This window comes from Irregularibacter muris, assembly GCF_024622505.1.
Lineage (GTDB): Bacteria > Bacillota > Clostridia > Eubacteriales > Garciellaceae > Irregularibacter > Irregularibacter muris.
In genome coordinates this window covers 200,098-225,421 of the sequence record NZ_JANKAS010000001.1, presented here as the reverse complement: position 1 = coordinate 225,421, position 25,324 = coordinate 200,098, and the positions used below count along the sequence as shown (strand labels likewise).

The 25,324-nt window shown below is 34.9% G+C and carries 26 protein-coding genes and 1 tRNA gene; 5 read left to right on the top strand and 22 right to left on the bottom strand.

Annotation, left to right across the window (positions count from 1 at the left end; genetic code table 11):
* Positions 1 to 59: 59 nt before the first annotated feature.
* Entirely contained in the window at positions 60 to 770 is a 711-nt protein-coding gene (locus NSA47_RS01105; protein ID WP_257528991.1) for a PrsW family intramembrane metalloprotease, read from the bottom strand.
* Positions 771 to 926: 156 nt separating this feature from the next.
* Here NSA47_RS01105 and NSA47_RS01100 point away from each other — a divergent pair, with 156 nt between their 5' ends.
* Together NSA47_RS01100 and fba are read left to right on the top strand one after the other, a co-directional pair.
* On the top strand, positions 927 to 1,226 hold the full coding sequence (locus tag NSA47_RS01100; protein WP_257528990.1) for a YmaF family protein: 300 nt from the start codon (positions 927 to 929) through the stop codon (positions 1,224 to 1,226).
* A gap of 146 nt (positions 1,227 to 1,372) precedes the next feature.
* Positions 1,373 to 2,302: a class II fructose-1,6-bisphosphate aldolase gene (gene fba / locus NSA47_RS01095; RefSeq protein ID WP_257528989.1), complete on the top strand. Its 930-nt coding sequence runs from the start codon at positions 1,373 to 1,375 to the stop codon at positions 2,300 to 2,302.
* A 121-nt stretch (positions 2,303 to 2,423) separates the two neighbouring features.
* Here the strand turns inward: fba and yjbM are convergent, their stop codons facing one another.
* The 3 genes from yjbM to NSA47_RS01080 all read right to left on the bottom strand — a co-directional run bounded on the left by yjbM (position 2,424) and on the right by NSA47_RS01080 (position 4,714).
* Positions 2,424 to 3,212, bottom strand: a complete 789-nt coding sequence (gene yjbM / locus NSA47_RS01090; RefSeq protein ID WP_257528988.1) for a GTP diphosphokinase — start codon at positions 3,210 to 3,212, stop codon at positions 2,424 to 2,426.
* A 17-nt stretch (positions 3,213 to 3,229) separates the two neighbouring features.
* Entirely contained in the window at positions 3,230 to 4,186 is a 957-nt protein-coding gene (gene mnmL, locus NSA47_RS01085) for a tRNA modification radical SAM protein MnmL/YtqA (protein WP_257528987.1), read from the bottom strand.
* Positions 4,187 to 4,300: 114 nt separating this feature from the next.
* Positions 4,301 to 4,714, bottom strand: coding sequence for a hypothetical protein (locus tag NSA47_RS01080; protein WP_257528986.1), 414 nt, complete (start codon positions 4,712 to 4,714; stop codon positions 4,301 to 4,303).
* A 481-nt stretch (positions 4,715 to 5,195) separates the two neighbouring features.
* Between NSA47_RS01080 and NSA47_RS01075 the strand changes: the two genes are divergently transcribed.
* Positions 5,196 to 5,381, top strand: a complete 186-nt coding sequence (locus NSA47_RS01075) for an Rdx family protein (protein ID WP_257529241.1) — start codon at positions 5,196 to 5,198, stop codon at positions 5,379 to 5,381.
* 109 nt (positions 5,382 to 5,490) lie between these two features.
* Here the strand turns inward: NSA47_RS01075 and NSA47_RS01070 are convergent.
* Positions 5,491 to 5,566, bottom strand: a tRNA-Met gene (locus NSA47_RS01070).
* Between the two features lie 221 nt (positions 5,567 to 5,787).
* Between NSA47_RS01070 and NSA47_RS01065 the strand changes: the two genes are divergently transcribed.
* Positions 5,788 to 6,969, top strand: a complete 1,182-nt coding sequence (locus NSA47_RS01065; protein WP_257528985.1) for a cation diffusion facilitator family transporter — start codon at positions 5,788 to 5,790, stop codon at positions 6,967 to 6,969.
* 227 nt (positions 6,970 to 7,196) lie between these two features.
* Here NSA47_RS01065 and deoC read toward each other — a convergent pair whose 3' ends face one another.
* From deoC to NSA47_RS00990, 15 genes are all read right to left on the bottom strand, one after another.
* Complete coding sequence (gene deoC / locus NSA47_RS01060) at positions 7,197 to 7,877, bottom strand: deoxyribose-phosphate aldolase (protein ID WP_257528984.1); 681 nt, start codon at positions 7,875 to 7,877, stop codon at positions 7,197 to 7,199.
* A gap of 207 nt (positions 7,878 to 8,084) precedes the next feature.
* On the bottom strand, positions 8,085 to 8,762 hold the full coding sequence (locus NSA47_RS01055) for a YjjG family noncanonical pyrimidine nucleotidase (protein ID WP_257529240.1): 678 nt from the start codon (positions 8,760 to 8,762) through the stop codon (positions 8,085 to 8,087).
* Positions 8,763 to 8,817: 55 nt separating this feature from the next.
* Positions 8,818 to 9,921 (bottom strand): tRNA 2-thiouridine(34) synthase MnmA, encoded by a 1,104-nt coding sequence (gene mnmA / locus NSA47_RS01050; protein WP_257528983.1) that lies wholly within the window; start codon positions 9,919 to 9,921, stop codon positions 8,818 to 8,820.
* A 176-nt stretch (positions 9,922 to 10,097) separates the two neighbouring features.
* Positions 10,098 to 10,628 (bottom strand): type 1 glutamine amidotransferase domain-containing protein, encoded by a 531-nt coding sequence (locus tag NSA47_RS01045; protein ID WP_257528982.1) that lies wholly within the window; start codon positions 10,626 to 10,628, stop codon positions 10,098 to 10,100.
* A 282-nt stretch (positions 10,629 to 10,910) separates the two neighbouring features.
* The gene (locus NSA47_RS01040; RefSeq protein ID WP_257528981.1) at positions 10,911 to 11,837 is read right to left on the bottom strand and encodes an alpha/beta hydrolase; all 927 of its coding nucleotides are present in this window, start codon (positions 11,835 to 11,837) and stop codon (positions 10,911 to 10,913) included.
* Positions 11,838 to 11,862: 25 nt separating this feature from the next.
* Positions 11,863 to 12,375 (bottom strand): signal peptidase I, encoded by a 513-nt coding sequence (gene lepB, locus NSA47_RS01035; RefSeq protein WP_257528980.1) that lies wholly within the window; start codon positions 12,373 to 12,375, stop codon positions 11,863 to 11,865.
* Between the two features lie 54 nt (positions 12,376 to 12,429).
* On the bottom strand, positions 12,430 to 13,170 hold the full coding sequence (locus NSA47_RS01030; protein ID WP_257528979.1) for an NYN domain-containing protein: 741 nt from the start codon (positions 13,168 to 13,170) through the stop codon (positions 12,430 to 12,432).
* Positions 13,171 to 13,393: 223 nt separating this feature from the next.
* Complete coding sequence (locus NSA47_RS01025; RefSeq protein WP_257528978.1) at positions 13,394 to 14,587, bottom strand: FprA family A-type flavoprotein; 1,194 nt, start codon at positions 14,585 to 14,587, stop codon at positions 13,394 to 13,396.
* 186 nt (positions 14,588 to 14,773) lie between these two features.
* Positions 14,774 to 16,171 carry an MATE family efflux transporter gene (locus tag NSA47_RS01020; protein ID WP_257528976.1) on the bottom strand — a complete coding sequence of 466 codons (1,398 nt, stop codon included), beginning with the start codon at positions 16,169 to 16,171 and terminating at the stop codon, positions 14,774 to 14,776.
* A gap of 20 nt (positions 16,172 to 16,191) precedes the next feature.
* Entirely contained in the window at positions 16,192 to 16,854 is a 663-nt protein-coding gene (locus NSA47_RS01015) for a B3/B4 domain-containing protein (RefSeq protein ID WP_257528975.1), read from the bottom strand.
* Positions 16,855 to 17,029: 175 nt separating this feature from the next.
* Positions 17,030 to 18,475 carry an NAD(P)/FAD-dependent oxidoreductase gene (locus tag NSA47_RS01010; RefSeq protein WP_257528974.1) on the bottom strand — a complete coding sequence of 482 codons (1,446 nt, stop codon included), beginning with the start codon at positions 18,473 to 18,475 and terminating at the stop codon, positions 17,030 to 17,032.
* Between the two features lie 115 nt (positions 18,476 to 18,590).
* On the bottom strand, positions 18,591 to 18,962 hold the full coding sequence (locus NSA47_RS01005) for a DUF1667 domain-containing protein (protein ID WP_257528973.1): 372 nt from the start codon (positions 18,960 to 18,962) through the stop codon (positions 18,591 to 18,593).
* A 1-nt stretch (position 18,963) separates the two neighbouring features.
* On the bottom strand, positions 18,964 to 20,226 hold the full coding sequence (locus NSA47_RS01000; protein WP_257528972.1) for an NAD(P)/FAD-dependent oxidoreductase: 1,263 nt from the start codon (positions 20,224 to 20,226) through the stop codon (positions 18,964 to 18,966).
* A 40-nt stretch (positions 20,227 to 20,266) separates the two neighbouring features.
* Complete coding sequence (locus NSA47_RS00995; RefSeq protein ID WP_257528971.1) at positions 20,267 to 21,697, bottom strand: NAD(P)/FAD-dependent oxidoreductase; 1,431 nt, start codon at positions 21,695 to 21,697, stop codon at positions 20,267 to 20,269.
* A gap of 181 nt (positions 21,698 to 21,878) precedes the next feature.
* On the bottom strand, positions 21,879 to 23,273 hold the full coding sequence (locus tag NSA47_RS00990; protein WP_257528970.1) for a coiled-coil domain-containing protein: 1,395 nt from the start codon (positions 23,271 to 23,273) through the stop codon (positions 21,879 to 21,881).
* A 194-nt stretch (positions 23,274 to 23,467) separates the two neighbouring features.
* On the opposite strand from NSA47_RS00990, the gene NSA47_RS00985 reads away from it, so the two are divergent.
* Entirely contained in the window at positions 23,468 to 24,445 is a 978-nt protein-coding gene (locus tag NSA47_RS00985) for a hypothetical protein (protein WP_257528969.1), read from the top strand.
* Between the two features lie 74 nt (positions 24,446 to 24,519).
* Here the strand turns inward: NSA47_RS00985 and NSA47_RS00980 are convergent, their stop codons facing one another.
* Complete coding sequence (locus NSA47_RS00980; protein ID WP_257528968.1) at positions 24,520 to 25,080, bottom strand: glycerol-3-phosphate responsive antiterminator; 561 nt, start codon at positions 25,078 to 25,080, stop codon at positions 24,520 to 24,522.
* A gap of 40 nt (positions 25,081 to 25,120) precedes the next feature.
* Complete coding sequence (locus tag NSA47_RS00975; protein WP_257528967.1) at positions 25,121 to 25,276, bottom strand: hypothetical protein; 156 nt, start codon at positions 25,274 to 25,276, stop codon at positions 25,121 to 25,123.
* Between the last annotated feature and the right edge of the window lie 48 nt (positions 25,277 to 25,324).

Here is a 25,324-nt window from a genome sequence, read left to right as displayed (position 1 = left end):
GCATAGAACCTACCCTAACTTAAAATGTTAAATCTCTTTCATAGTTGACCCTATCTTATTCAATTTTGATTTCTATCTTCTTTTTCTTCATAATCCCTTTTGGATTCGGCAGTGTACTTGTTTAATTTCCTTAAGTTTATGACCCATAAATATAAAACAAAGGGAATAAAGAGTAACATCAATAGAGGTATCTTAGACAGTAAAATAAAATCAAAAATTCCATGGAAAATTACTGGCATCCAAAGAGACATCGATAGATTTCTTCTGGCTACTCTGGCATTGTTACTAAATTTAGCTAAGGATAAGTAATACCCCATAGTTACTGCAAAAAGTGTATGGGCTGGTACTGAAAAAATCCCCCTATAAATGCCCACAATCGGATCGGTAGGAAAACGAAACATAACATACATTACATTTTCTACAGCTGCAAATCCAAGAGCAGCGAAAACCGAGTATACAATACCATCTAGTTTTTCATTAAAGGCTCGACTATAAAAAGCGCTTTTCAATACTACCCACCTTTTAAAGAATTCCTCAGTAAGACCTGCCACTACAAAGGATAAAAAAAGAGTTCCCCATATCCCTGGCAATCTATTGATAGAAATAAGAAATTTCTCTACAAAAAGAGTAGGGATAATAGATAAAGCACCTAATATAAAGGTTTTCATCAATAGGCTCAAAGGTTCTCTATCATATCTATCTCTAAGGTAAACTCCTAAACCAATAGCTATAATCGGTGCAACAGCTATAATAAGCAATCTTAGTTCCATTCCTTTCTCCTCTCCTAAACCAACTTATCTTAAGGTTTCCCATCTTAAAAATAAAATAATCTACCTTTCCCACTTTTTCCCCTAAATCAATCACAAAATATCCATGGGAGAATATATTGAAATTAAGGTATCTCATAAATTTAAAGGAGGCGTACTATGGGGAAAAAAGATTCCATAAGCTATCATCACCATTTTATTAAGGGAAATACTACCATCAATGATGAACATTGCCATTCATTTCATGAAAAAACAAAACGAATGATTAAAACCACCCATGATCACATCCATCTTATTGATGCGAAAACTTCCTGCGAAGATGAACATATACATTGCATGGCATGTTTTACCGGTCCCGCAATTTTATGTGATAAGGGACACTATCATCATTATTGGGGAGTAGTATCCTATAATGATGGACATATTCATTATTTCAACGGATATACCTCTATTGTATAAAATTTCCACCTTAAAAGGTGGAAATTTTATGCCCTCTTTAGGGTAATAATAATAGTGAAAACATTTACATGCTTTGGTTTGTTTCATTTTTCTGGTAATTATAGTATACTATAATTAAGATCAAATAAAGAATGGAGGAATTACATATGGCATTAGTAACTTCTAAAGAAATGTTCCGAAAAGCCTATGAAGGAAACTACGCTATTGGAGCATTCAATGTGAACAACATGGAAATCATTCAAGGGATTGTAAGTGCTGCTCAGATTGAAAAAGCACCCTTAATTTTACAGGTTTCTGCAGGAGCTAGAAAATATGCAAATCCAATCTATCTTCGAAAACTAGTAGAAGCTGCAATTGAAGAAACTGATCTTCCCATTGTTTTGCACTTAGACCATGGAGAAAATTTTGAAATCTGTAAAGCATGCGTTGATGATGGTTTTACTTCGGTTATGATTGATGGTTCTAGTCTACCCTTTGAAGAAAATATCGCATTGACAAAAAAAGTTGTAGATTATGCTCACGAAAGAGGCGTTGTTGTAGAAGCTGAATTAGGACGTCTAGCCGGTATTGAAGATGCTGTTAATGTAAGTGAAAAAGATGCTACCTTCACAGATCCTGATCAAGCTGTAGAGTTTGTAGAAAGAACTGGCGTAGATTCTCTTGCCATTGCTATTGGTACTAGTCATGGTGCTTTTAAATTTAAGGGTGAGCCTAGACTTGATTTTGAAAGACTAGAAAAGATCACAAACATGCTACCTAATTTCCCAATCGTGCTACATGGTGCCTCCAGTGTTCCTCAAGAATTTGTAGAACTAACCAATAAATATGGTGGTAAAGTACCTGGAGCTCAGGGTGTTCCAGAAGAGATGCTAAGAGAAGCTGCAAAACTAGGAGTATGTAAAATCAATATTGATACAGACCTCCGTCTTGCTCTAACTGCTTCTATTAGAAAAACTTTTACCGAGACTCCTGAAGCCTTTGATCCTAGAAAATATTTAGGACCTGGAAGACAGGCAATCCAAGATATGGTTCAACATAAAATCAAAAATGTATTAGGATGTAGCAACAAAATATAATCCTACAAGATAAAGACTATCCTTGCTCTAACAAAATAAGAAAGTTTAATTCCTTCTAGGCAAGACAAACTTTCTTTTTCATAAAGATGACCAAATAGAAAATTCTATTTGGTCATTTTTTCTAACTCTCTATCTTGTGTTCTAAATCCGCAGCTAAAGCCATGAGCATCTTAAGATCTCCCTTTTCCCACATTTGGGCAAAAATATCTTGATATTTTTCTGCTAGTTCTTCTTTTCCTGATTTATATAGGGTTTGAATATAGTGGAGAATCTGGGATACCGTACTGGAGCGTATGGTAAAAGTTTTTTGCGCATCTTTTATTTCTTCCCGTATTTGAGACATTTCTTGGTCTAAGGAAAAGGCTGCCTCCGCGGCATTTTTAAGTCGGATACAAATTTTCTCTGGAATATTTTCCTTATATTTATAGTTTAAAGAATGTTCTATAGTGGCCCAAAAATTCATGGCCAAAGTTCTGATTTGTATTTCTGCCAGTACTTCCTGTTCCCCAAGAAAACATTGTACAGGGTAACGTATAATCACATGATAACTTCTATAACCACTTTCCTTTTCATGACTCACATAGTCCTTTTCATATACAATATGTAAATCCTTGCCATGGCGTTCTCTGATCAATTGAACCACTTTATTAATGTCTTCTACAAATTGACAAATGATCCTTATGCCTGCAATATCCTCCATTTCATTTTCAATCTTCTCTATAGATATTTTTTGCCTTTTGGATTTTTCCAATATGCTAGAGACCTTTTTTACTCTTCCTATAACTAATTCTATAGGGGAATACTGTCCCATTACTACATATTGTTTTTTTAGGCTTTGGAATTTCATGGTCAATTCTTCTACTGCTTGTTCATAAGGAATAAGAAATCTTTCCCAGTCCTTTGTTTCCAATCAAATCTTCCTTTCTTTTATGCAAATTTCTTTAAGGCAGGACCATTTAAGTAATTACACTTTTCCCCTTGATAAACCTTTCTTTTAGCCATTTCCTCTTCAATTTGATCTCTTATTTTCCACCAACTAGTATTCCAATTCATAAACAATGTGGTTTCTTCTGGTGCCCTACCAATAAGGCGTTGCATAACGATGGAAGGAGATAAATATTCTAAAAATAATATAACCCTTTCCACGTATTCCTCCTTCGTAATAAGTTGCACCTCTCCCTTTTCATACTGGTGGCCTAATACTGTATTTTTTTCGATATAAAGAGAATGAAGTTTAACAAAATCAATGTTTAAAGCTGAAAGTATTTTTGCACTTTCTATTACATCCAGTTCATTATCCCAGGGTAAATTTAATATTAAATGGGCACAGATTTGGAAATCATATTTTTTTATACGATTAACTCCATCAATAAACTCTCCTAGGGTATGGCCACGATTGATTTTTACTAGAGTATGATAATTTACACTTTGCAAGCCTAATTCTATAGTAATATTGATTCCCTTTTCTTCCTTTATTTTATATAAAAAATCCAGATATTCATTAGAAATACAATCCGGTCGAGTAGAAATGGACAATTCTACTACATCTTCTATACAGGCCTCCTTTACATGCCTTTTAAAGGTTTCTAAGGGCATATAAGTGTTGGTAAAGTTTTGAAAATACCCTATAAACTTTTGCGCCTTATATTTTTTCCTAATATAAGAAATATTTTCTTTCATTTGCTGTCCAACACTTAGGGTATTGGAAAGATTCTCATAACCTGCTCCCTCTTCTCCACAATAAATGCACCCTCCATAAGCAATATTGCCATCCCTATTGGGACAAGTTACTGGTAAATTAATAGGAATCTTATATACTTTTTCTCCATATTTCTCCTTTAAATATTCCGAATATACTCTATATAAAATTTTCCTTTCTTCCATAGCTGCACCTCTTTTTGTCTAATTAAACACCTTTTCTTTCCAATTATACCACAAGTATACTGATTTGCTAAAAAACCAAGGGCACCCTTTTTTATAGGATACCCCTTTTATACGCTATATCATGACATATTCTTTTAATAAATCAGGAATGTGTTCTCCTTCATAATTAGTGCTGAATACAAAATGAACCTGGTACTTTTCACAAATCTTTAACAGATCCTTTAAAAAGTTTTCCAGGTCATCTAAATCATTCTCACGAACATCTAATAAATTATCCACGTAAATTCCATCTATATCATAGTTTCCCGCCACCAAGCCATTAATAAAACCAAAAAAGTCTTTAAGGCTTTTCACAAAAAACTCATCAATATTTAAAAAGCGTATTCCTCTATGAAGATCAAATACAGAACTTTCCCTGTTGTCCACGAAAATAATATGTCCCTTTGTTTCTTCAGCTGCTTGATTTGCCAAGGCAATCATTTTTTTTGTTTTTCCACTACCTTTTCCCCCACACACTAATTTTATCATTGTCAACACCTCTTTCTAAATATTTAGAAATCTATGCTTTGTTAATATGTATTCGATACAAAAGAAAAATTTCCTTTATTTACTGTTGTATACATAAAATATTTAGTATTTATTTTTTATATCATAGATAAACAGGTTGAAATCTTAATAAAAATTACACGTTCCTATTATTACAGTCGATGGAAACTTTCACAATTCATTACGATATTAAATCCTAAGCCTTTCCACTGGCTATGCTCAGACACCCAAGCTTCTTAAGGTCTTTAACATCTACATTCATTGGAAATTTTAGAGCATCTACTGTCGAAGCAGTCACTTAGTATTTTTTATTAAGAAACGACATTATTTATATAATTAAGAAGATAATTGTTTATTCTAATAGATTTTGGAAATAAATAGGAATAATGATAGATGCTAAGGAGGCATTCTGATGAATAGATCTTTTAGACTAAGTATAGAATATTGTACTGCTTGAGGATATCTGCCTAAGGCCATGGATTTGGCTAAAGAATTATTACAAACCTTTAAAAATGATATTGAAATACTTACATTTTATCCTTCGAGTGGTGGTGTATTTGAGGTAAAGGCAAATGATCAGCTAATTTTTTCAAAAAAACAATTAGACCGTTTTCCAGAACCTAGAGAAATTCTAGAAAAAATTCAATAATAAAAAAAGTTTGCTTTCTTATCAATAAGAGAGTAAACTTTTCTTTTTATAAATCTTTCTCGATAGCAATCTCCAAAAAATAAAAAAACACCCTAATAGGTGAAATATTTGGTTGCGGGGACAGGACTTGAACCTGCGACCTCCGGGTTATGAGCCCGACGAGCTACCAGCTGCTCCACCCCGCGATGACTTAATAAATAAATTATAGCACGGATATATATATATGTCAAAGGTTTTTTATCTTTTTTATGTAATACACTATCTCTTTATAAAAGCATCTCTACAACTTATACAATGGTTTAAAATAATCCTAAAAATTTATGAAGTTTTCCATGTAAAATCTTATTCATAGGGTATAATGTAAGAAGAATGCTACGTATTGATTACTTTTAGGTAGGTGAATTTATTGTTTACGGATTTTCTAATCAGAAAATTTATTTCTGATTACAAAAATATCAACAATCCCCAAGTGAGAAAACAATATGGTTATTTAGGCAGTTTTGTGGGTCTATTTTCTAATATTCTCTTATTTATAGTCAAGCTTATTTTGGGATTTATGATTAACAGTATTTCTTTAATTGCAGATAGTTTTAATAATCTATCTGATGTTGGTTCCAGTGCTGTTGCCTTATTTGGATTTAAATTAGCAGGGAAGCCTCCAGACAAAGAACATCCCTTTGGACATGGCAGAACAGAATATATTTCTGCTCTTATCATATCCCTTATTATTATTTTAGTAGGGTTTGAATTGTTGCAAAGCTCCTTTAAGCGCATTGTAGAACCAGCGGAGATATTCTTCAATTTAGTTGGCGTTATTGTTTTAGTGATTACTATAGGGGTTAAACTGTGGATGGCAGTGTTTAATAAAAAACTCGGAAAAATAATACAATCCAAATCCCTAGCAGCAACAGCAGTAGATAGTCTCAGTGATGTTTTTGCAACAAGCTGTGTAGTCATTTCTATTATTCTTTCTCCTCTTCTATCCCTTCCTGTTGATGCCTATATGGGGATTTTAGTAGCCTTAGCCATTATGTATTCAGGGATTTCTATGGCTAGGGATACCTTGAACCCTTTATTGGGCCAAGCCCCTGAACCGGAATTGGTACAAAAAGTTGAAGAATTGGTCTTAAACTTTGATTGCATTGAGGGGGTGCATGATCTGATTATTCATGATTATGGTCCTGGTAGAACTATGGCAACTCTACATGCTGAAATATCTGCCAATCTGCCTCCCCTGATATCCCATGAAATAATCGATGAGGCCGAAAGAAAAGTTGCCAATGAGTTAAATGTGCTTTTGGTGATACACATGGATCCCCTTAACATTCACTGCGAGGAAACCAATGAAATTCGGGAAAAAATCAAGGATAATTTATTTGTACATCCTTCTATTGTTTCCTTTCACGACTTTAGAATTATACAGGATGCTCAAAAGAGTTGTATGATTTTTGATGTGGTTGTAGAAGAAACCCTTAGCAACCAGGAAATTTTATCTCTAAAGGATAAGATCAAAGATCATCTGTCCAGTGTATTTCCTGATTATGTCTTTGTGATCACTATGGAAAGACAACACGCCTTTTTACATTAGTCATTTATATGTTCATCGGTTATGCTCGTTAAATTCCGATTTTCTCATGTTCCAAGATCAAGAGTTTGTAAATTGACCTTCAGCATTATCAAAAACTCGCTAGGCTCAAATACTTGATTTAAAATGCTTTCGGCTGCATCAACAAACTCTCCATTTAATTAGCACAACGAGTTATGTTAGTTATATTCTAAAACCCAGCTTAACAATTGTTAAGCTGGGTTTTGTATTTAATAATCACTGTCTTTATCATTATCGCTTTTATCTACTATATTAAAGCCTCCACTGGTACCTAGGCGCATTGCCCCTGCTTCTATAAATTTAGCTGCATCTTCATAGGTTCGAACGCCACCAGAGGCTTTGATTTCAGGGTACTCTCCTAATACTTCCTTCATCAGTTGTACATCTTCTAATTGTGCCCCTGCTGTTCCAAAACCAGTAGATGTTTTGACAAATTCCACGCCTACTTCTTTACATAGACTAGAAATTTCCTTGATGCCTTCATAGTCTAAGTAACAAGTTTCGATGATTACTTTTAATAATTTATCTTCACCAAGGGATTTGACCGCTTCATAGATAGCCTTTACTTCTGATTTAATTCGATCATATTGTTTATCCTGAGCCCAAGATATATTAATGACCATATCAATTTCATGAGCTCCTCTTTCAATAGCATCCTTGGTCTCAAAAACTTTGGTTGCAGTAGTATTCAATCCCAAGGGAAACCCTACCACTGTAGCAATTTTCACATCGGTTCCTGCAAGAATATCCTTTGCATACTCAATGTGCCCAGGTAAAATACAGATGGATGCAAAATCATAGGGTGCAGATTCCTTAGCGAATTTTTCAATATCGGCCTGGGTAGCTGTTGGCTTTAATAGGGTGTTGTCAATATACTTGGATAATTTCATTATTATTCCTCCTCTATGTAATTTAAAATTAAGATACTAGCTTTTTAGTTTAGTATCAGAGTATCTTAAATGAAATACACATTCCTTGCTTGCAGTAGTGGATAACACCATCTGCAAAAGCGTCATTTAGTATTTTATTTAAGATACATTATTATTTAGCTATTTTGTTTACAGAATGAAAAGCTAAGTACAGACTTTTCCAATTTACTAAAAATACTCTTTTAATTCTATGAGATCAAATAGTTTTAGAATGTTTTCATCCTGTACTTTATGATCTGGGTCTAAAAGGATGCCGGTAATGCCCATTTTATTTGCGGCAAGGGTGTCCACTAGATAGTCATCCCCTACATAGGCAATTTCATTAGGCTGACACCCACTTTCCCTTATTGCATGAAGAAAGATCTCTGGATGGGGCTTATTCACTCCAACTTGGTCAGAGGTGATAATAGGATTAAAATAATCAATGATTTTAGAATAGGACATTTTACTATATTGGGCCTGTTTAAATCCATTGGACAAAATGCCTAAGGAGTAATGGGGAGATAAATAATCTAAGATTTCCCTTGCATGAGGCATTAAATGAGGAAGCTTTGCTAGGTTATGCAGGTAAAAATCATTTAAATCTTCACTTTTAAATAATTTTGTTATGCCCAACTCCTCCAGGACTCTGTCAAACCTGCTGACTTTTAGTTCTTCTGCTGTAACTTCCCCTCTTTCATAAGCTTTCCAAAGGTCATGATTGTGCTTTTCGTAGATATCCCTAAAGGAGGAAAAATCAATGGATATTCCCTGTAGATTACTTAACTTTTCCAGGTAAAGTTTTTTAAGTATTTCTGCGGAATTTCTTTTAAAATCCCAAAGCGTGTTGTCTAAATCAAAGTATATAAATCTTATCTTATCCTTTAGTTTTATGATTCAATACCTCCCTCAAACACTAGATTTAGTTTTCATTTTTGATAATTTGGTCAATAATGCCTCCACCTAGGCAAACCTCATCTTGGTAAAATACCACAGCCTGTCCTGGAGTAACTGCTTTTTGAGGTTTATCAAAGATGACTCTACAGACATCCTCTCCTACTAATTCTACTTTAACGCCTTGATCAGGTTGACGATAACGGAATTTTGCCGTACAGCTAAAGGAAGAGGATTTTGGCTTATGGCTAATCCAATTTAAATCACTGGCAAGTAATCCATAAGAATATAATACAGGATGCTTGTCCCCTTGTACAACATATAAAATATTATTTTCTAAATCTTTCTCTGCTACAAACCAAGGTTCTCCAGTTCCTGTCCCTCCTATTCCCAATCCTTTTCTTTGCCCTAAGGTATAGTTCATTAACCCTACATGTTTCCCTTTAACTTCGCCCTCTAAGTTGCGTATTTCACCTGGTTTTGCTGGAAGATAGTGGCTTAAAAATTCTCCAAAGTCCCGTTCTCCAATAAAACAAATACCTGTACTATCTTTTTTCTTGGCGGTTTTAAGCTGGTACTCTTCGGCAATTTCTCGAACTTTCTTTTTATCCATATGCCCTATAGGAAATATAGATTTTGAAAGCTGATATTGTCCCAAGGCACATAAAAAATAGGTTTGATCTTTATTAGAGTCTGCGCCTCTAATTAATCTATATTCCCCATCTTTATAGTCTACTTGAGCATAATGTCCTGTAGCAATATAATCAGCACCTAATTTTAGAGCGTATTCTAAAAATGCTTTAAATTTAATTTCCTTATTGCACATAACATCTGGATTTGGTGTTCTTCCCCTTTTATATTCATCTAAAAAGTAGGTAAACACCCTATCCCAATATTCCTTTTCAAAGTTTACTGTATAATAAGGTATACCAATTTGATCACATACCGCTATAACGTCTTCATAATCCTCAGTGGCTGTACAAAGACCATCTTCATCAGCTTCATCCCAGTTTTTCATAAAAACACCGATAACTTTATATCCTTGCTGTTTAAGCAATAAAGCCGCTACTGAGGAATCCACGCCTCCTGACATCCCCATAACCACTGTTGTTTCTTCCGGTTTTTTCATCATGATTTTATCACCCTTCTGTATTTTAAAAATAGTTCCTATTATATTTCTATTTATAATTTGCTAAGTTGTTGATTTATATTATATAATAAACGGCGCTTATATACAAAAATCTTGTTTCTACATAGAAAAATACCCCATAAAAGTTTTTTCTTTTACGAGGTATTGGCACAACTTAATTACTTCCTAGCCTGTTTAAGCACATCAACATAAGTTTTCATATAAATAGGTAAATCTAAGGGACGTCTGCTGGAAACCAAGGTTCCATCGACAACGACTTCCTCATCCACCCATATAGCTCCTGCATTTTCCATATCGTCTTTTATGGCTACAGTACTGGTTACTTTTTTGCCCTTAAGGGTGTTGGCCGATACCAATACCCAGCCAGCATGACAGATTTGTGCAATAGGTTTGTCATTTTCGTGCATATGTCGAGTGATTTCTAATACCTTTGAATCTCTTCTAAGTTTATCAGGTGCCCATCCCCCTGGAATAACTAACCCATCATAATCAGATGGATTGATATCTCTAAAGGCAAAGTCTGTTACTACTGGTACTCCATATTTACCTAGGTATTGTTTTTGGGCTTCCTCTCCTACTAAGTGAACAACTATTCCTTCTTCTCTTAGCCTATACATAGGATAAGTAAGTTCCAAATCCTCAAATTCATCATGAACTAAAGCAATAATTTTTAATCCTTCTAATTTCATACCTACACCCCTTCTTTCTATTCATTATAGATAACATTGGTATTGTTTATACCCTTTTCTACAAAAAAGAAACTTTGTTTTCTCACCTTGATGACAAAGTTTCTTAAATAAAATTCCCATCCTTAATTTCCATCAGGAAATCTTTGTTTTTTGTATTATAGACAAACAAAGCGAAAGCTTAATAAAAAGTACACGTTCCTTTCATTGCAACGATGGAAAGTTTAAACCGTCTTATGCAAAAACAGTCTCTTAGTATTTTTATTAAGATCCGAAGTTGTTTCCCTATAGTAACCAAGATTTAATATCCTCTATAACCTCTTCTTTGTTTAGCTCATGTAATAATTCATGTCGCGCATCTTGGTAAAAATGATAATCAATGTTTTTAATCCCCGCTTCTTTATAGGTTTGTATAACATGTAGCACGTCTTTGGTGTTGTTTCCCACGGGATCCTTCTCGCCTGAAATAAACAATATAGGCAAATCCTTAGGAATGCTATGGATTAATTTTTTATTGTTTATTGTCTTTAGCCCGGTTAATAAATCATAGAAAAAACCACAGGAAAAAATTCCACCACAATAAGGATCCTGGATGTAATTATCCACTGCTTTTTCATCTCGGGAAATCCAGTCAAATTCTGTTCTTGCAGGTTCAAACTTTATATTGAAGCTTCCAAAGGACAACTTGTTTAATAAGACACTTTTATATCTTTTCCCTCTAAGAGTACATTCTATTTTTGCTAAATTTCGCCCTACATCCAGTATTAGCCCATGTTGACCACTGGTACCTGATAAAATAACTGCCTTTATTCCTCCACCATAGAGGGAGATATAATGTCTTGTTAATAAAGAGCCCATACTATGTCCTAATAAAATAATAGGTTTTCCTGGCCATTGTTCCTTAATATGTTTTGTAAGCTGATACATATCCTCTACAACAATGTCCCATCCTCCTTTGTCAGCAAAAACCCCTCTTTCTTCCATACTTTTGGCCGTTCGCCCATGTCCCCTATGATCATTTGCATATAATGCATATCCTTCTTTTACCATAGACTTAGCGAATTCTTCATAACGACCGGCATGTTCTGCCATGCCGTGGGCAATTTGTATGATCGCCTGGCAAGTATTTCTCTCTGGTAACCATCTATATACAAATAGTTCCTTTTCATCCTGAGCTTTTAACTGAAAAGTGCCTTTATTTATTTTGATCACCCCATAGATTTTCAACTTTTCTTTTTTATATTTTTCCTATCCGATTAAAGGGATAATATCTAAATATAGCTTTCCCAATTATTTTCTCTTTGGGTATAAAAGGAGAGGGCCAAAGATGAGAATCATAGCTAATATTCCGGTTATCTCCAAGAAATAAAAAATTATCTTCCGGCACCGTAATAGGCCCGAATTCATAATTTATAGGTTGAGCTAAATAGGGTTCTTCAACCTTTTGCCCATTTCTAAAAAGATGTCCTTCCTTTACTTCTATGACATCTCCCTCTAATCCTATGACTCTTTTTATCAACCTTTCTTCTTGACTATCCTCTATAGGTGAGAAGAATACCACAATATCCCCGAATTTTAGATTATCTGGCTTGACCATTTTATTGATTATTAATTTATCACTTATACTTAAGGTCGGTACCATAGACGCACTGGGTATTGTTACTGCTTGTGCTATATAGGTCTGTAAAATTAGACTCAAAACTAATGCAATAAGTATGCTAGGTATCCATTCTACAATCCATTTTTTCATGTTATTCATCATCCTATTCCTTAATTTTATATAGGGTATTCTCTATAGTGGTATTTATTTTTTTCTTTTATCCCTTATATAGATGGCCTTGGCCGGTGAGTTTTCAGAAGATCGCTCATTAATATCAAATAATTGAGTGGCTTTTATTAATTCCCCTAATTTTTTATACCCAAAATTTCTGGGGTCAAATTCTGGAGATTTATTGGCAAGATTTTGCCCTACATTTCCCAAATGAGACCAACCATTTTCATCTGCTGAATCCTCTACCGCACTACGCAATAAATTCACTAGCTTGGTATCATTTTTTAGCTCTCTAGTTGTTTTAGGAGAAGACGTCAAGTCATAATAATTTTCCCTTAAAATTTCTGTATAGATAAATTTATCACAGGCTCCCACAAAGGGCCTAGGCGTCTTTTTTTCCCCAAATCCAAAGACAATTCGGCCTGTTTCTCGTATTCTTGAGGCCAAACGAGTGAAGTCACTGTCACTGGATACAATACAAAAACCATCTAAGTTTTCCATATATAATAAATCCATTGCATCAATAATCATTGCACTATCTGTGGAGTTTTTACCTGTGGTATAACTAAATTGCTGTATAGGTTGAATAGCATATTGTAATAAAAGTTCCTTCCATCCCAATAGATTGGGACTGGTCCAATCCCCATAAATCCTTTTTACGCTAGTCACTCCATAATTGGCGATTTCAGCGATTAATCCTTCAATAATTGCTGGTGAAGTATTATCTGCATCAATCAGTACTGCTAATTTTTTTTGTGGATCTTGTTGATTCATTGAATTTTTCTCCCCCTTATTTTTCTTTTGTTTTTATCCTGTGCCCATATTTTATTAAGGTAAACATTTCCCTATTTTTTATTCCCTTTCTCTAGTATACTACATATGAAATATCATTTGAATTTAGTATCTAATTTTTTTCTAAAAGATGAAAAGTAGGTCTAACTTCACAAAACATTAATGCACTACATGATCATGTAGTGCATTAATAAAAATTTTATGTTTATGCTTTTAATTTTTTTACCATTTCCTCGGCAATATTTACGCATTTCTTAAAATCCTCAGCCTTTGGAGAGGACTTTGCCTCCACGGATTCTCCTACTCTTTCCCATTTCATCTTATCTGCAAAAGCTTCTAGGTTAACTACTCCTCCACCGCTCCAACTATAGTTTCCGAATATGCCCAACACTCTATTTTTAAGAGCTGAGTTTTCAATTTTGTTAATTACCGTTTGCATAGATGGAAATAAGCCTGAATTGTATGCACAACTCCCTAAGATGACACCTTTAAATCGCCACATATCGCTAATGATGTAGGACACATGGGTTTTGGATGCATCATATAGTCTAATATTGGTAATCCCTTTTTCTGAAAGTTTTCTTGCAATAAAATCTGCCATTCTCTCTGTATTTCCATACATAGATCCGTATACAATAACTACCCCTTCTTCAGCTTCATAACGACTCCACTTATCATATAGAGAAATAATATGTTGGGGATTTTCTCTCCATACTGGTCCATGGGTGGGAGCTACAATGCTAATGTCCAGTCCCTGTAATTTTTTTAGGGCATTTTGAACCATCATACTAAATTTACCCACGATATTGGAAAAGTATCTACGGATCTCATCCTCATAAAACTCTAGATTAACCTCATCATCAAAAACTCCACCATCTAAAGATCCAAAGCCGCCAAAGGCATCCATGGAAAAAAGAATTTTATCTGTTTCGTCATAAGACATCATAGTCTCTGGCCAATGCACCATAGGAGTTAGGTAAAATCTTAGCTTATGTTCTCCTAAATCTAATACATCCCCATCCTTAACTAAATAAAAATTATCAGTAATCCCATAAAAGGCCTCTAGCATTTCTAAAGTTTTTTGATTGCCCACAATTTTTATGTTGGGAAAATAATGCATAGCCTCCTTAATTGCTCCTGAATGATCTGGCTCCATATGATTTACAATTAAATAGTCTACCTCTTTATTTTCTCCCAATATTTCTTGAATCTTTTCAAAATATGTATCCATTTTGTTGATTTTTACCGTATCTATTAAGGCTACCTTCTCATCATTGATTAGGTAAGAGTTGTAGGCAACCCCCTTATCTAATGGCCAGAGATTTTCAAAGAGTGCTGTCTCTCTGTCATTTACTCCAATCCAATATACTTTTTCTGATACTTTAACAGGCTGATTCATTGATCTCCTTCTCCTCCCTTTTCTTCGTTGTGAAATATTATCTTTTACCACATATTATCAATTATTGCCCAATTTCATGGGAATAAACAATTTTTTATACATAAAACTCTTTCTAAAGGATTTATATCTCTTCTCTTAGGGGGATGGTATATCCTTAGATGAAGCTAAAGGATGAGAAAATATGTATTAATTCATTAAGTTGTTGCCAACACCTTGACCTATGTTTGTCTCTTTTAGCCTAAAGGACTGCCTTTTTAAAAATATACCAAACCATGTTACCAGCACGATCCCCTTAAATATACTACTTATGCTTATACTCCACCATATACCATTTAGTCCAAGTAAATTAGGGGAGGAGAGAATCAATGCTGTAGGTATTCTCAGGGCATTAAAGGTAATCCCTACAATGGAGGGTGGGACAGTTTTACTTAATCCATTAAATGCACCTGCTGTAGTAATTTCTATACACATGAACAATTGGGATATCCCTAAAATTTTGAGATATTGGATTCCATAGGCAATGGCCTCTTGTTCAGGAATAAATATTGAAAATATAGACTCTGCCCCTAAAATTAGGAAACCAGTGGCGGCTATTCCTATCGCACACATTATACCCATGGCTGTAAAATACCCTTTATAAATTCTATTCCATTTTTTTGCTCCATAGTTCTGACCCACAAAGGCTCCTAAAGCCGTGGAAAACCCATTGGCAGTCATCCAAGATATGGCTTCTATTTGAGATCCAACTTTTTGAACGGCTACAGGGACAGGTCCCCATTGGGCAATGATTCTGGCAATAACCATAGCAATTACAGTAAATAAACCACTTTGGAGAGCAACCGGCAAACCTAGCTTGGTTATTCCTCTTATATGGTTCCAATCAGGTACCCTAAAGAAATTGATTTGGGAAAAGACGGGTATTTTCCTTCTAATATTCAAGAGAAAAATTGTGGTAACCACCACTTGAGCTATTACAGTAGCTAGAGCTGCCCCTTTCACTCCCATAACTGGAAAAGGTCCAATGCCCATGATCAATACTGGATCTAAAATCATATTGGTAATCAATCCTATTCCATTAATTAAAAAGGGAGTTCTACTCTCCCCATAGCCATTTAATATCCCTGTAAGCACTGGATTGATAAAATAAAAAAGCATGCCCGCAGATACAATCGTTAAATAGGATTGTGCCATTTCTATAACCGCTTTATCTTGTAAGTTGAAAAAACCAATCACTTGTTTTTTTAGCAAAATCAATATAAATCCATATAGAAGAGCAAAGAATACATTTAATTGAAGGGTATGACGAATATAGTAAATAATGGATTGGTTATCCTTCTTCCCTACAGACTGGGCAACGCCTATCTCTGCAGCTATTTTAGGAATCATAATAAAAGCCATAGCAAGCCAGGTAAAAAAGCCTGCTGTACCTACTGCAGCTACAGCTTTACTCCCTACTCTCCCTATCCAAATCATATCGGTCATATTGTAGGCCATTTGCACAAAGGAAGTACCCATAATCGGTAGGGCTAAGCCTATCAATGCTTTAAAGATATTTCCTTCTATTAGTTTGTTTTGTTCTATCATTTCTAGTTCCTCTTTTCAACCTACTTTATAATTTTTCTTTCTACATCCTTAGCATCAGCATAAGTTTTTAATAGTCTTTCCATGTTTTCCACATGTTTAATTAATTCTTTTTCCCCATTAAAGGATACAATAATCATCAAAAGATTTTGTGTATGATCATTTACCATAGTTCTTTCTGAGTCTGAAGTTGTACTCCCAAAATATCCATCTCTATCTGCAAAGGTTGGCAAAAATTCAATATTGAATTTTCCTTTGCCTATCCCCTCATAGGTAGCTCCTTCTCCAGCCCTTTCTAGGGTAATCGCTCCTGTAACCTTTTCTAAATCATAGGCACACACGGGATAAAGGGACTGTAGAGATATTAGATTATTGATTTCCACTACATTATTGATGGAATATAGATCTTGTCCCTTTAGAATTCTTCGTGCTAGAGCTTCAGCAGATGAACGATATCTTGTGGGATCTTTTCCTAGCTTTCTATAGGCTTGTCTAGTGTCCTTAATATTTTGTTGTTTTGAAATATCCCCTACTACCATATGCTCCTTCATTTTTTTACAATAATCATGAATCTCCTCCCACAATTCTTTGGATGCCTTCTGCACTTTTACTTTTGTCTCTATGCATCCTAGCACAGTATTAGGACAAAGTTCTTTTACTTCAGAAGAAATATTAATTTCTACCATAGGTATTTCACTCCTTTTATGTAGTATACATAATTGTAAATTTCTTACTTCTCTATTCTAATAAGTACTATAATACAATAGGCAGACCTTGTAAAGGAATGTATATTGTCTTTAAGATACTTCACCAAAAAACTTAGGTAGATCTTATAAAGGATCTACCTATTGCACAGAATTATTATTTTCTATAAAAATCTGCCTTTTCCCTTTCGCCTTTCCCCTTAAGTTGATCCTCTCTGTGAGGCACTTGGTCTAGGGGGATGTTTTTTTCTCGGGAAATAATTTCTCTTACTCTACTTTCACAGAATCCGCCTTGGCATCTGCCCATCCCTGCTCGTGTTCTTCTCTTAATGGCATCGGGAGAATAAATATCTATGTTCCTATGAAGGGCATCTACTATCTCGGCCTCGGATACTCCTTCACATCTACATATGATTTTTTCTGGGGCAGAATCAATGAATAAAAGATCTTTTATTTCTTCTGGTTTTAAATTTTTTTCCTTAATGATGGGTTTTCTATAAGGGTTAAAGTCCTCTTTTAGAACTAATTCAACTCCCATGTCCTTGAGTATATCCTTAACATGCAGAGCTATGGCTGGTGAAGCCGTAAGGCCGGGGGATTCAATTCCAGCGACATTGATAAAACCTTTTTCCTTAGTTTCTTCAATGATAAAGTCTTTTGTTGTCGGGGTTGCCCGTATACCAGAAAAGGTCCGTATAATCTGGTTTAGATTGAATTGGGGAACCGATCTTTTTGCTGTCATTACAATTTCCTCTAGGGCATCTTTTTCGGTTCCTACATCTTCTTTATTCTGTGTGTCTTCTGCATTGGGCCCAATCATCAAATTGCCATGATAGGTAGATGCTACCAATATGCCCTTTCCTTTTTTACTAGGTACTTGGAAGATAACATGATTGACTTTTTCTCCAGTCCCCTTATCAAAAATGACATATTGTCCTCTTCTAGGTAAGATATCAAAGGTATTTTGTCCCACCATGGAGGCAATTTTATCACTGAAAACACCAGCACTATTAATAATATATCTTGCTTGGTAGCTTTTTTCTCCCGTATCTATGGTGAAAATCCCATTGTCTTTTTCAATGTTCTTCACTTCAGTATTTAATTTAAGGGTAACTCCATTATCTATAGCATTTTCCATTAAGGCTATGGCAAATTCATAGGGGGATGTTATGCCCACCTCTCCACAATATAGAGCTGCTGCTATGTCAGGATTAAGATTAGGTTCCATTTGAAGAGCTTGTTCTCTATCTATAATTTCTATCTCTTTTACGCCATTTTCTATACCACTTTGGTATAGTTTTTCTAATTCTTCCATGTCTTCCTGGTTAAAAGCTAATACAAGAGCTCCAGTTTGTTTATATCCAAAATTTAATTGCTGATTAAGTTGTCTATACATTCTATTGCCTTGTATACATAGTTTGCCTTTTAGGGTATCAGGTTTCGCCACATATCCGCCATGGACTATACCACTATTGGCCTTGGTCGCTCCACAACCAATGTCTTCTTCCTTTTCCAGCACTAGGATATTCAATTGATATTTGGATAGCTCTCTAGCAATATTTGTTCCTACAATTCCCCCGCCGATTATACATAGATCATACATTTTATCACTTCCTCCCCTAAGGATAGCTTGACGCTAAGGTGCGTAAAACTTAGAAAGCTTAAACTATCTTATGCAAGAATAGTTTATTCCTATATTTATTAAGAAAGAGTTTCTTTTATTCATAGGAACAAGTATTCATATTTCTTGAAGCGATTATGTTTACTCCTGTGTTGAGTATGTTTTCTACCAAAACGTCATTCATTTTTATGGGTGCTTCTACCTCTACAAGATTTAAGGCTTCCATAATAGTGGATAGTTTTTCCTTTGGAACTTCCCCTTGGGTTACCACAGGTATACGTCTTAATGGTCCATTTTTCACCTTAATGGTAGTTGTCAATACCCTAGTAGGGTGAGTAAGTTCCTTTTGTGCGTACGCCGGCCCCCTTTTACATCCATTTCCCTGTACTTGGAAACCTTCTTGATTTTCTATAACTTCTAAGTGACATCCCATTGGACAAACAATACATATAAGTTCATGCTTTTTCATCTTATTCGTCCTCCTTTAATACTTCTACCTTTAGACTTTGGATACCTTCTTCTTTTAGTAAATCCTTTTCAATGATTAAACTTTCCATTTCCCCTGGGGCTAAATGTTTTTTCTTAAAGGTTTTTACCACTTTATCCTCTACTTTAACCACCATCTTTATATTTTTAAATACATTGTTGGGTCTCATTAAAAGTTTTATTTTATCTTCATCATTTATCTGTATTTTTTGAGGAATAATATAACCAATTCCATTACCGGCTATTGTTTCAATATTTTTTCCCTTTGGTTGTAATTTGTCCATTATATATGCGGCGGCATTCCTTCCTGCCCTTTGGCTTTCCTCTGTAACAAAATCCACCAAATCATGAACATGCAATACGTTGCCGCAGGCAAATATGCCCTTAGTTGATGTTTCCATGGAATTATTGACAACGGGGCCTCTAGTAGTAGGATCCAGTCCTATACCTGCTTCCTCCGTCAATTCGTTTTCTGGTATAAGACCAACCGACAATAGGAGGGTATCGCAGTCAAAATATTGCTCGCTCCCCTTAATAGGCTGTCTTTCTTCATCTACCTTGGCTATGGTCACACCCTTTACTCTATCCTTCCCTTCTATATCTATTATGGTATGGGCTAACAATAGAGGAATATCAAAATCTTGTAAGCATTGTACAATATTGCGAGTTAGCCCCCCGGAATAGGGTAGAATCTCTACTACTGCCTGCACATCAGCTCCTTCTAAGGTCATTCTTCTTGCCATAATCAATCCAATATCTCCTGAACCTAAAATGACAACCTTCTTCCCCACCATATAGCCTTCCATATTGATATACCTTTGGGCTGTTCCTGCCGTCATTACCCCCGCAGGTCTTTTACCAGGTATGCTGATGGCTCCTCTTGTTCTTTCTCTACATCCCATGGCCAAAACAATGGACTTGGCCTTATAAATTTGATATCCTTGATTTTTGCTTATGGCATGTACTTCTTTATTGCTGGTAATTTCTAGAACCATGGTATTAAGATGGTATTCTATATTTAAATCCTCTAATTCATCTATAAAACGTTGGGCATATTGTGGTCCTGTTAATTCTTCTTTGAACTGATGGAGTCCAAATCCATTGTGAATACATTGTTGTAAGATACCGCCTAATTCTCTGTCTCTTTCCAATACAACTATTTTTTTCACTCCACTTTTTCGTGCTTCTATGGCGGCAGCTAAACCTGCCGGTCCTCCACCGATAACAATAACATCATAATTTAACATTTTTCCACCTCCGGTATTTAAAAGAATAAAAGGAGTTAATCTATTCCTTGGTATATCCTAAAAGAATTTTTGCATCCCTACCGTCATACAAAATATCTTTCATGTCTTTATTTAATTCCCTAGCTAATATTTCAACTACTCGGGGTTCACAAAAGCCCCCTTGACATCTTCCCATTCCGGGACGGGCTCTTTTCTTTACTCCCTTTACCGTGGTAGCTCCTGCTTTTCTATGAATACAATCTAGGATTTCCCCCTCGGTAATTCTTTCACATCTACAAATGATATTGCCATAAGCTGGGTTCTCCTTTATAATTTTCTTCTTTTCATCCATAGACAATTGATTAAAATGAACTACTTTTCGTCTATTCGGCTCAAAGTTTTCATTTTTCTCTAAAGAATTAAATATTTCCTTCACTAGGTTTACAACCTCTAAGGCAATGGCAGGTGCTGCTGTCAATCCAGGGGATTCAATACCTGCAACATGGATAAAAGTCTTATTGTCCTTAGAACTTTCAATGATAAAGTCTCCTGTATCTGGGGTAGCTCTAAGTCCTGTAAAGGATCTTATAATATCTCCATAGGGAATATTGTTGATTAATCTGCCTACCTGAGCTTTTACATATTCTAAACCCTTCCTTGTTGTTTGTAGAGCTTCCTTATCCTCTACGAGTTCAGAGGTTGGGCCTAATAAAATATTGCCATGAACTGTAGGTACTGCCAAGATACCCTTACTATGTTTCGTGGGGCAAGGGAAAATGATTGAATTCACTAAATTTCCTGCTCGTTTATCCAATACGAAATATTCTCCACTTCTCGGCTTAATGTGGAAAGTATCTTTATTTAACATTCTATTAATATGGTCTGCATAAAGCCCTGCACAATTGATCACTACTTTGGTTTCATAGGTTTTTTCGTTGGTTTTGATACGGTAAATATTTTCAACTTTTTTAATATCTTCTACTTTATTATTAAGAGCTAATTCCACCCCATTGTTCATTGCATTTTCCATTAGAGCAATGGATAACTCCCAAGGACCTACAATTCCCGCTGTAGAGGCTAATAAAGCACCTTGGACATTTTTATTTACATTTGGTTCTCTGACCAAAACCTCTTCCCTTGATAGTCTTTCTACGGGAACTCCATTTTCCTTAGCTCTTTCTTCTAATTGGTCTAAAATCTTTAACTCTTCTTTATCTAAGGCCACGGTCAGGGAACCGATTTGCTTAAAGGGCACATCTAATTCCTTACATAACTGCGGATATAGCTGATTCCCTAATTTATTAAACTTCGCTTTATTGGTTCCTGGTTTTGGATCATAGCCTGAATGTACTATAGCGCTATTGGCCATAGTCGTCCCATTAGCTACATCCTGTTCTTTATCCAACACAATTACCTTTGTTTTATATCTAGACAATTCCCTCGCAATGGCTGTGCCAACAATGCCAGCACCTATAATGACAACATCATACATTATATTCCCCCCTTATTTATTATGAGAATACAAAAAAGCACAACTAGACGATCCAAATTTCGGACCGAATGCTGTGCTTTCTCCCATTCTCTAACATACTATTAACTTATCTCTATTTTAGCATAAATTTCTCTCTTTTCAATAGCTTTAGAGAAGATTTTGTTGATGTTCCTTCTCTGCTCTAGAATTTCTTATCTTTATCAAAGGAACGAGTATATTTATTTAGGTAATTTTCTATGTTGATTAGTCTTTCACCAAAATCTTTTAAGGATTGAGTTTTCACATCATTCCACTTCTTTTGCTCATCTATGAATTCTTCTATGTTATCCTTTGTATCTTTGAAAGATTGCTCCAAATCTCTTATAGCCTCTATTGCATGATCAATTCTTGCTCTTTCATTCTCTATTCCCTCTATATCTTTAGTATTGTTTAACTCTTTTTTCACTTTGTCTACCTCTTCTTGCATGGCATCTAATGAATTAGCCATTTCCTTTACCTCCTTTTTTACCAAAGCCTTTTGGCCAGATTTTCTATGTTTTATGGGTATAACTCTTGTATTTTCAAGGCCGCCAAAACCTATAAAAGAAAAGTTAGAAGCTCTACCAAAGGAATAATTAAGTTGATACTCTCCATGGGTATCCTCAAAACAGGATTTATATTTATACATAAGAATATCCTCTGATTTTGAATCCTTCCATAGATAGGCGTCCTCCCAAGTTTCTCCCAAATCCTCTGTATATCTACTCGCTATGTAATTGTACTCACTCCAAGCGATCCATAGTTTATCATTAAAATATACAAGTAAAGGATGGGTGCTGTTGGCAGGGTTTGAGATATCCTGTTCCTTATGCTTTACATATATACTTTTCTCTCTTTTAAATTTTTCGTATTTTATGATCAAATTGCCCTCAGTAAATTCACTGTAGGTGATATGCAATTGATCTTTTTTCATAATCAGCATATCCAAATATAACTTATTGGCTTGGCTATGGGTTAGTTGTTGACCTTCACTCCAACTATCTTTTTCAAAGTTGAACGTTCTAATAAATAGTTGTTCTACCTCTTCTATTACATCATAGTACCCTAATATTATTTCATCTTTTCCCTTTAGAATTTGAATAGGATTTAATATATCCCGGGTAACAATCTGACATACTTCATTGGTTACCCAGTGATCATGGTTGCCAAATTTATGAACAATTTTATATTGGTTTTTATTTGTATCCAAGCCTATACAATAGAAGATATGAATATCCTTTCCAATGAGATAAATATTTACATTATAAATATCCTGTTGATTGGATTCAACTACTATTTGAGCTTCAGAAAAACCTTTATGGTTGGATAGCAGTATAACATCCCCATATTTTTTTTTACAGACCAAAAAAATTTCTCCTGCTGAATTGATGTCTGCATCAAATTCAGGAGTAGCTTGGTGTAAAATCGTTCTATTTTCTACCTTTCCTAATTGTCTATTAAAAGAATAATAGGAAATATTTTCGTTACGATAGGTGAAATTCTCTAGATTCCCCAAAGAGTCTTGAAGAATTAAACTGGGTGAGTTTAATAAAGACATGATTTTCCCTCCTTAAAATAATCAAGATAAATCCTTTCTCGTTCTATCTTCCTCTACTAACACAACGGGTTATTTATTATATGTTTATTACTCTTTATAAAAAACATGATAATTCATTTAAATTTGTAACAAGTTAGTCTTTAAAGAATATATTGTAAGTGAGAATAAACATTTTAGAAAGAGGAGGTCTATCGATGAGTGAATATAATAAAGGTCATTCTCATTGTGATTCAAAATGTGATCCTATAGACAATACATCCCCAGAGCAGTGCTGTACAGCTGAAACTGGTTGTCATTTTAACGGATCTCTAAGAAATGTTGTTGCTGAACCCATCTATACACAAAAGGTATATGATGCTGCATTGTATCATTTACAAGGATTAAGGACTATCCATAATCAACCATTTAGACCAAATTTAGAGGAAGATGCTCGTATTGAAAGGATAGTGGATATACGATGTAGAAGATTTTTCAATCCTAGAGATATAGAGGATCCAAGAAACTTAACTGTAAAACCCCACACTGAAGTTGCCGGAGCACAATTTGTTCAAAAGTGCGGAGAAGATATATCTGTAGTAGGACCCGATGGAACATATAGTGAAAAACTTCTATATGTAGATACCACTGAGTGTGATGAAAGAGATAGAGGTACTCCAATATTCGGTACGCAGCATATTTCTATCTATGGCAATGTGGTTGTAGAAATTGATGCTATTGTAGTAACAGATTGTAAAAAAAGGTGTGAAGAAACTTTAACAGCAAATGTTCCAATCGCTACTCCAGAGGCTCCTTTAGTGCTGACAAATTTCTTTGAATTATGCTTACCTTCTGTATTTGACGGAGCATTTTTACCAAGATTTACCGAGTTTTGTAATATTGGCTGTGAGCCTAGACTAGCAACGAATAATATTAACAGAGACATAAGGATAAATCCTAAAAACGGTCAGGTATCTGCTAATTTATTAGTTACTGTAAGTTTAGCCTGTGAGAAGAAAATAATTGTCCCCGTACAATTATGTGTATTGTCCACTGGTTTCCCCAAACTTACACCTGAAACTTCTCCTATCTCTAATACTTTCCCCACTCTGTTCCCACAACAAATAGATAGGGAAAGTCAGAAAAATCGTGCTAGGATGAGTGAAGTAGAAAACATTATTGAGGATGAAGAATAATATTTCCCATAAAAAAAGCAGCGGGATAGCCCGCTGCTTTTTTGTGAAATAGGTATTAGCCACTGTCTTGCCTATTATAATTCATTATTTAATTTCCAAAGTTCTCTATAGGATGTCGTAACACCCTTTGCACCTGCCTGCAACGCCCGATCAATGTCCTTTGGGGTTGTGATTAGTCCTCCTGTAATAATGGGTATATTGGTTTTTTCTCTTACTTCTGTAATCATTCTAGGGATTAATCCTGGCAGTACCTCTATATAATCCGGTTGCGACTTTTCTAATAAGCGGTAGCTTTTGTCTAAGGATTGGTGGTCAATTAAGAAAATTCTTTGAATGGCAATTTTTTTCTTTTTCTTGGCAATATGAATCACACTTGTACGAGTAGAAATTAAGCCTTCTAATTTTAATTCTTGGCATAGATATTCTGCCGCATATTCATCACTGTTTAAGCCATGAATTAAATCTACATGAATGATGAGATTTTTATTGTGTTTTTCTGCCAGAGATGCAATAGGTCTTAATTGCGCAATGTGAAAATCCATAATTATACAATAGGGAAAAGAAGTCTGTAGAAATTTCTCATAATCTCTCATATTTGTGATGGCTGGTAATACTTTTTGATTGATAAATTTCATTCTATCCCCTACTTTTTAAAGTAATGACCAATAACGAAAATTATTGATTTAGAGTTTCTCTTATAAATTGTTTCTTATTGGCAGTAATATCCATATATATCTCTTGACTAATAATGCCCTCCCTTAAACAATTCTTAGAAAATTTCAAAAAGGTTTTCACAACTTCTGCTAGTGAATCAAAATACTTATCATCCATTTCCTTCTCCTCTTCTCCCTACAATATCCTTTTCCTCATATCTTTTAT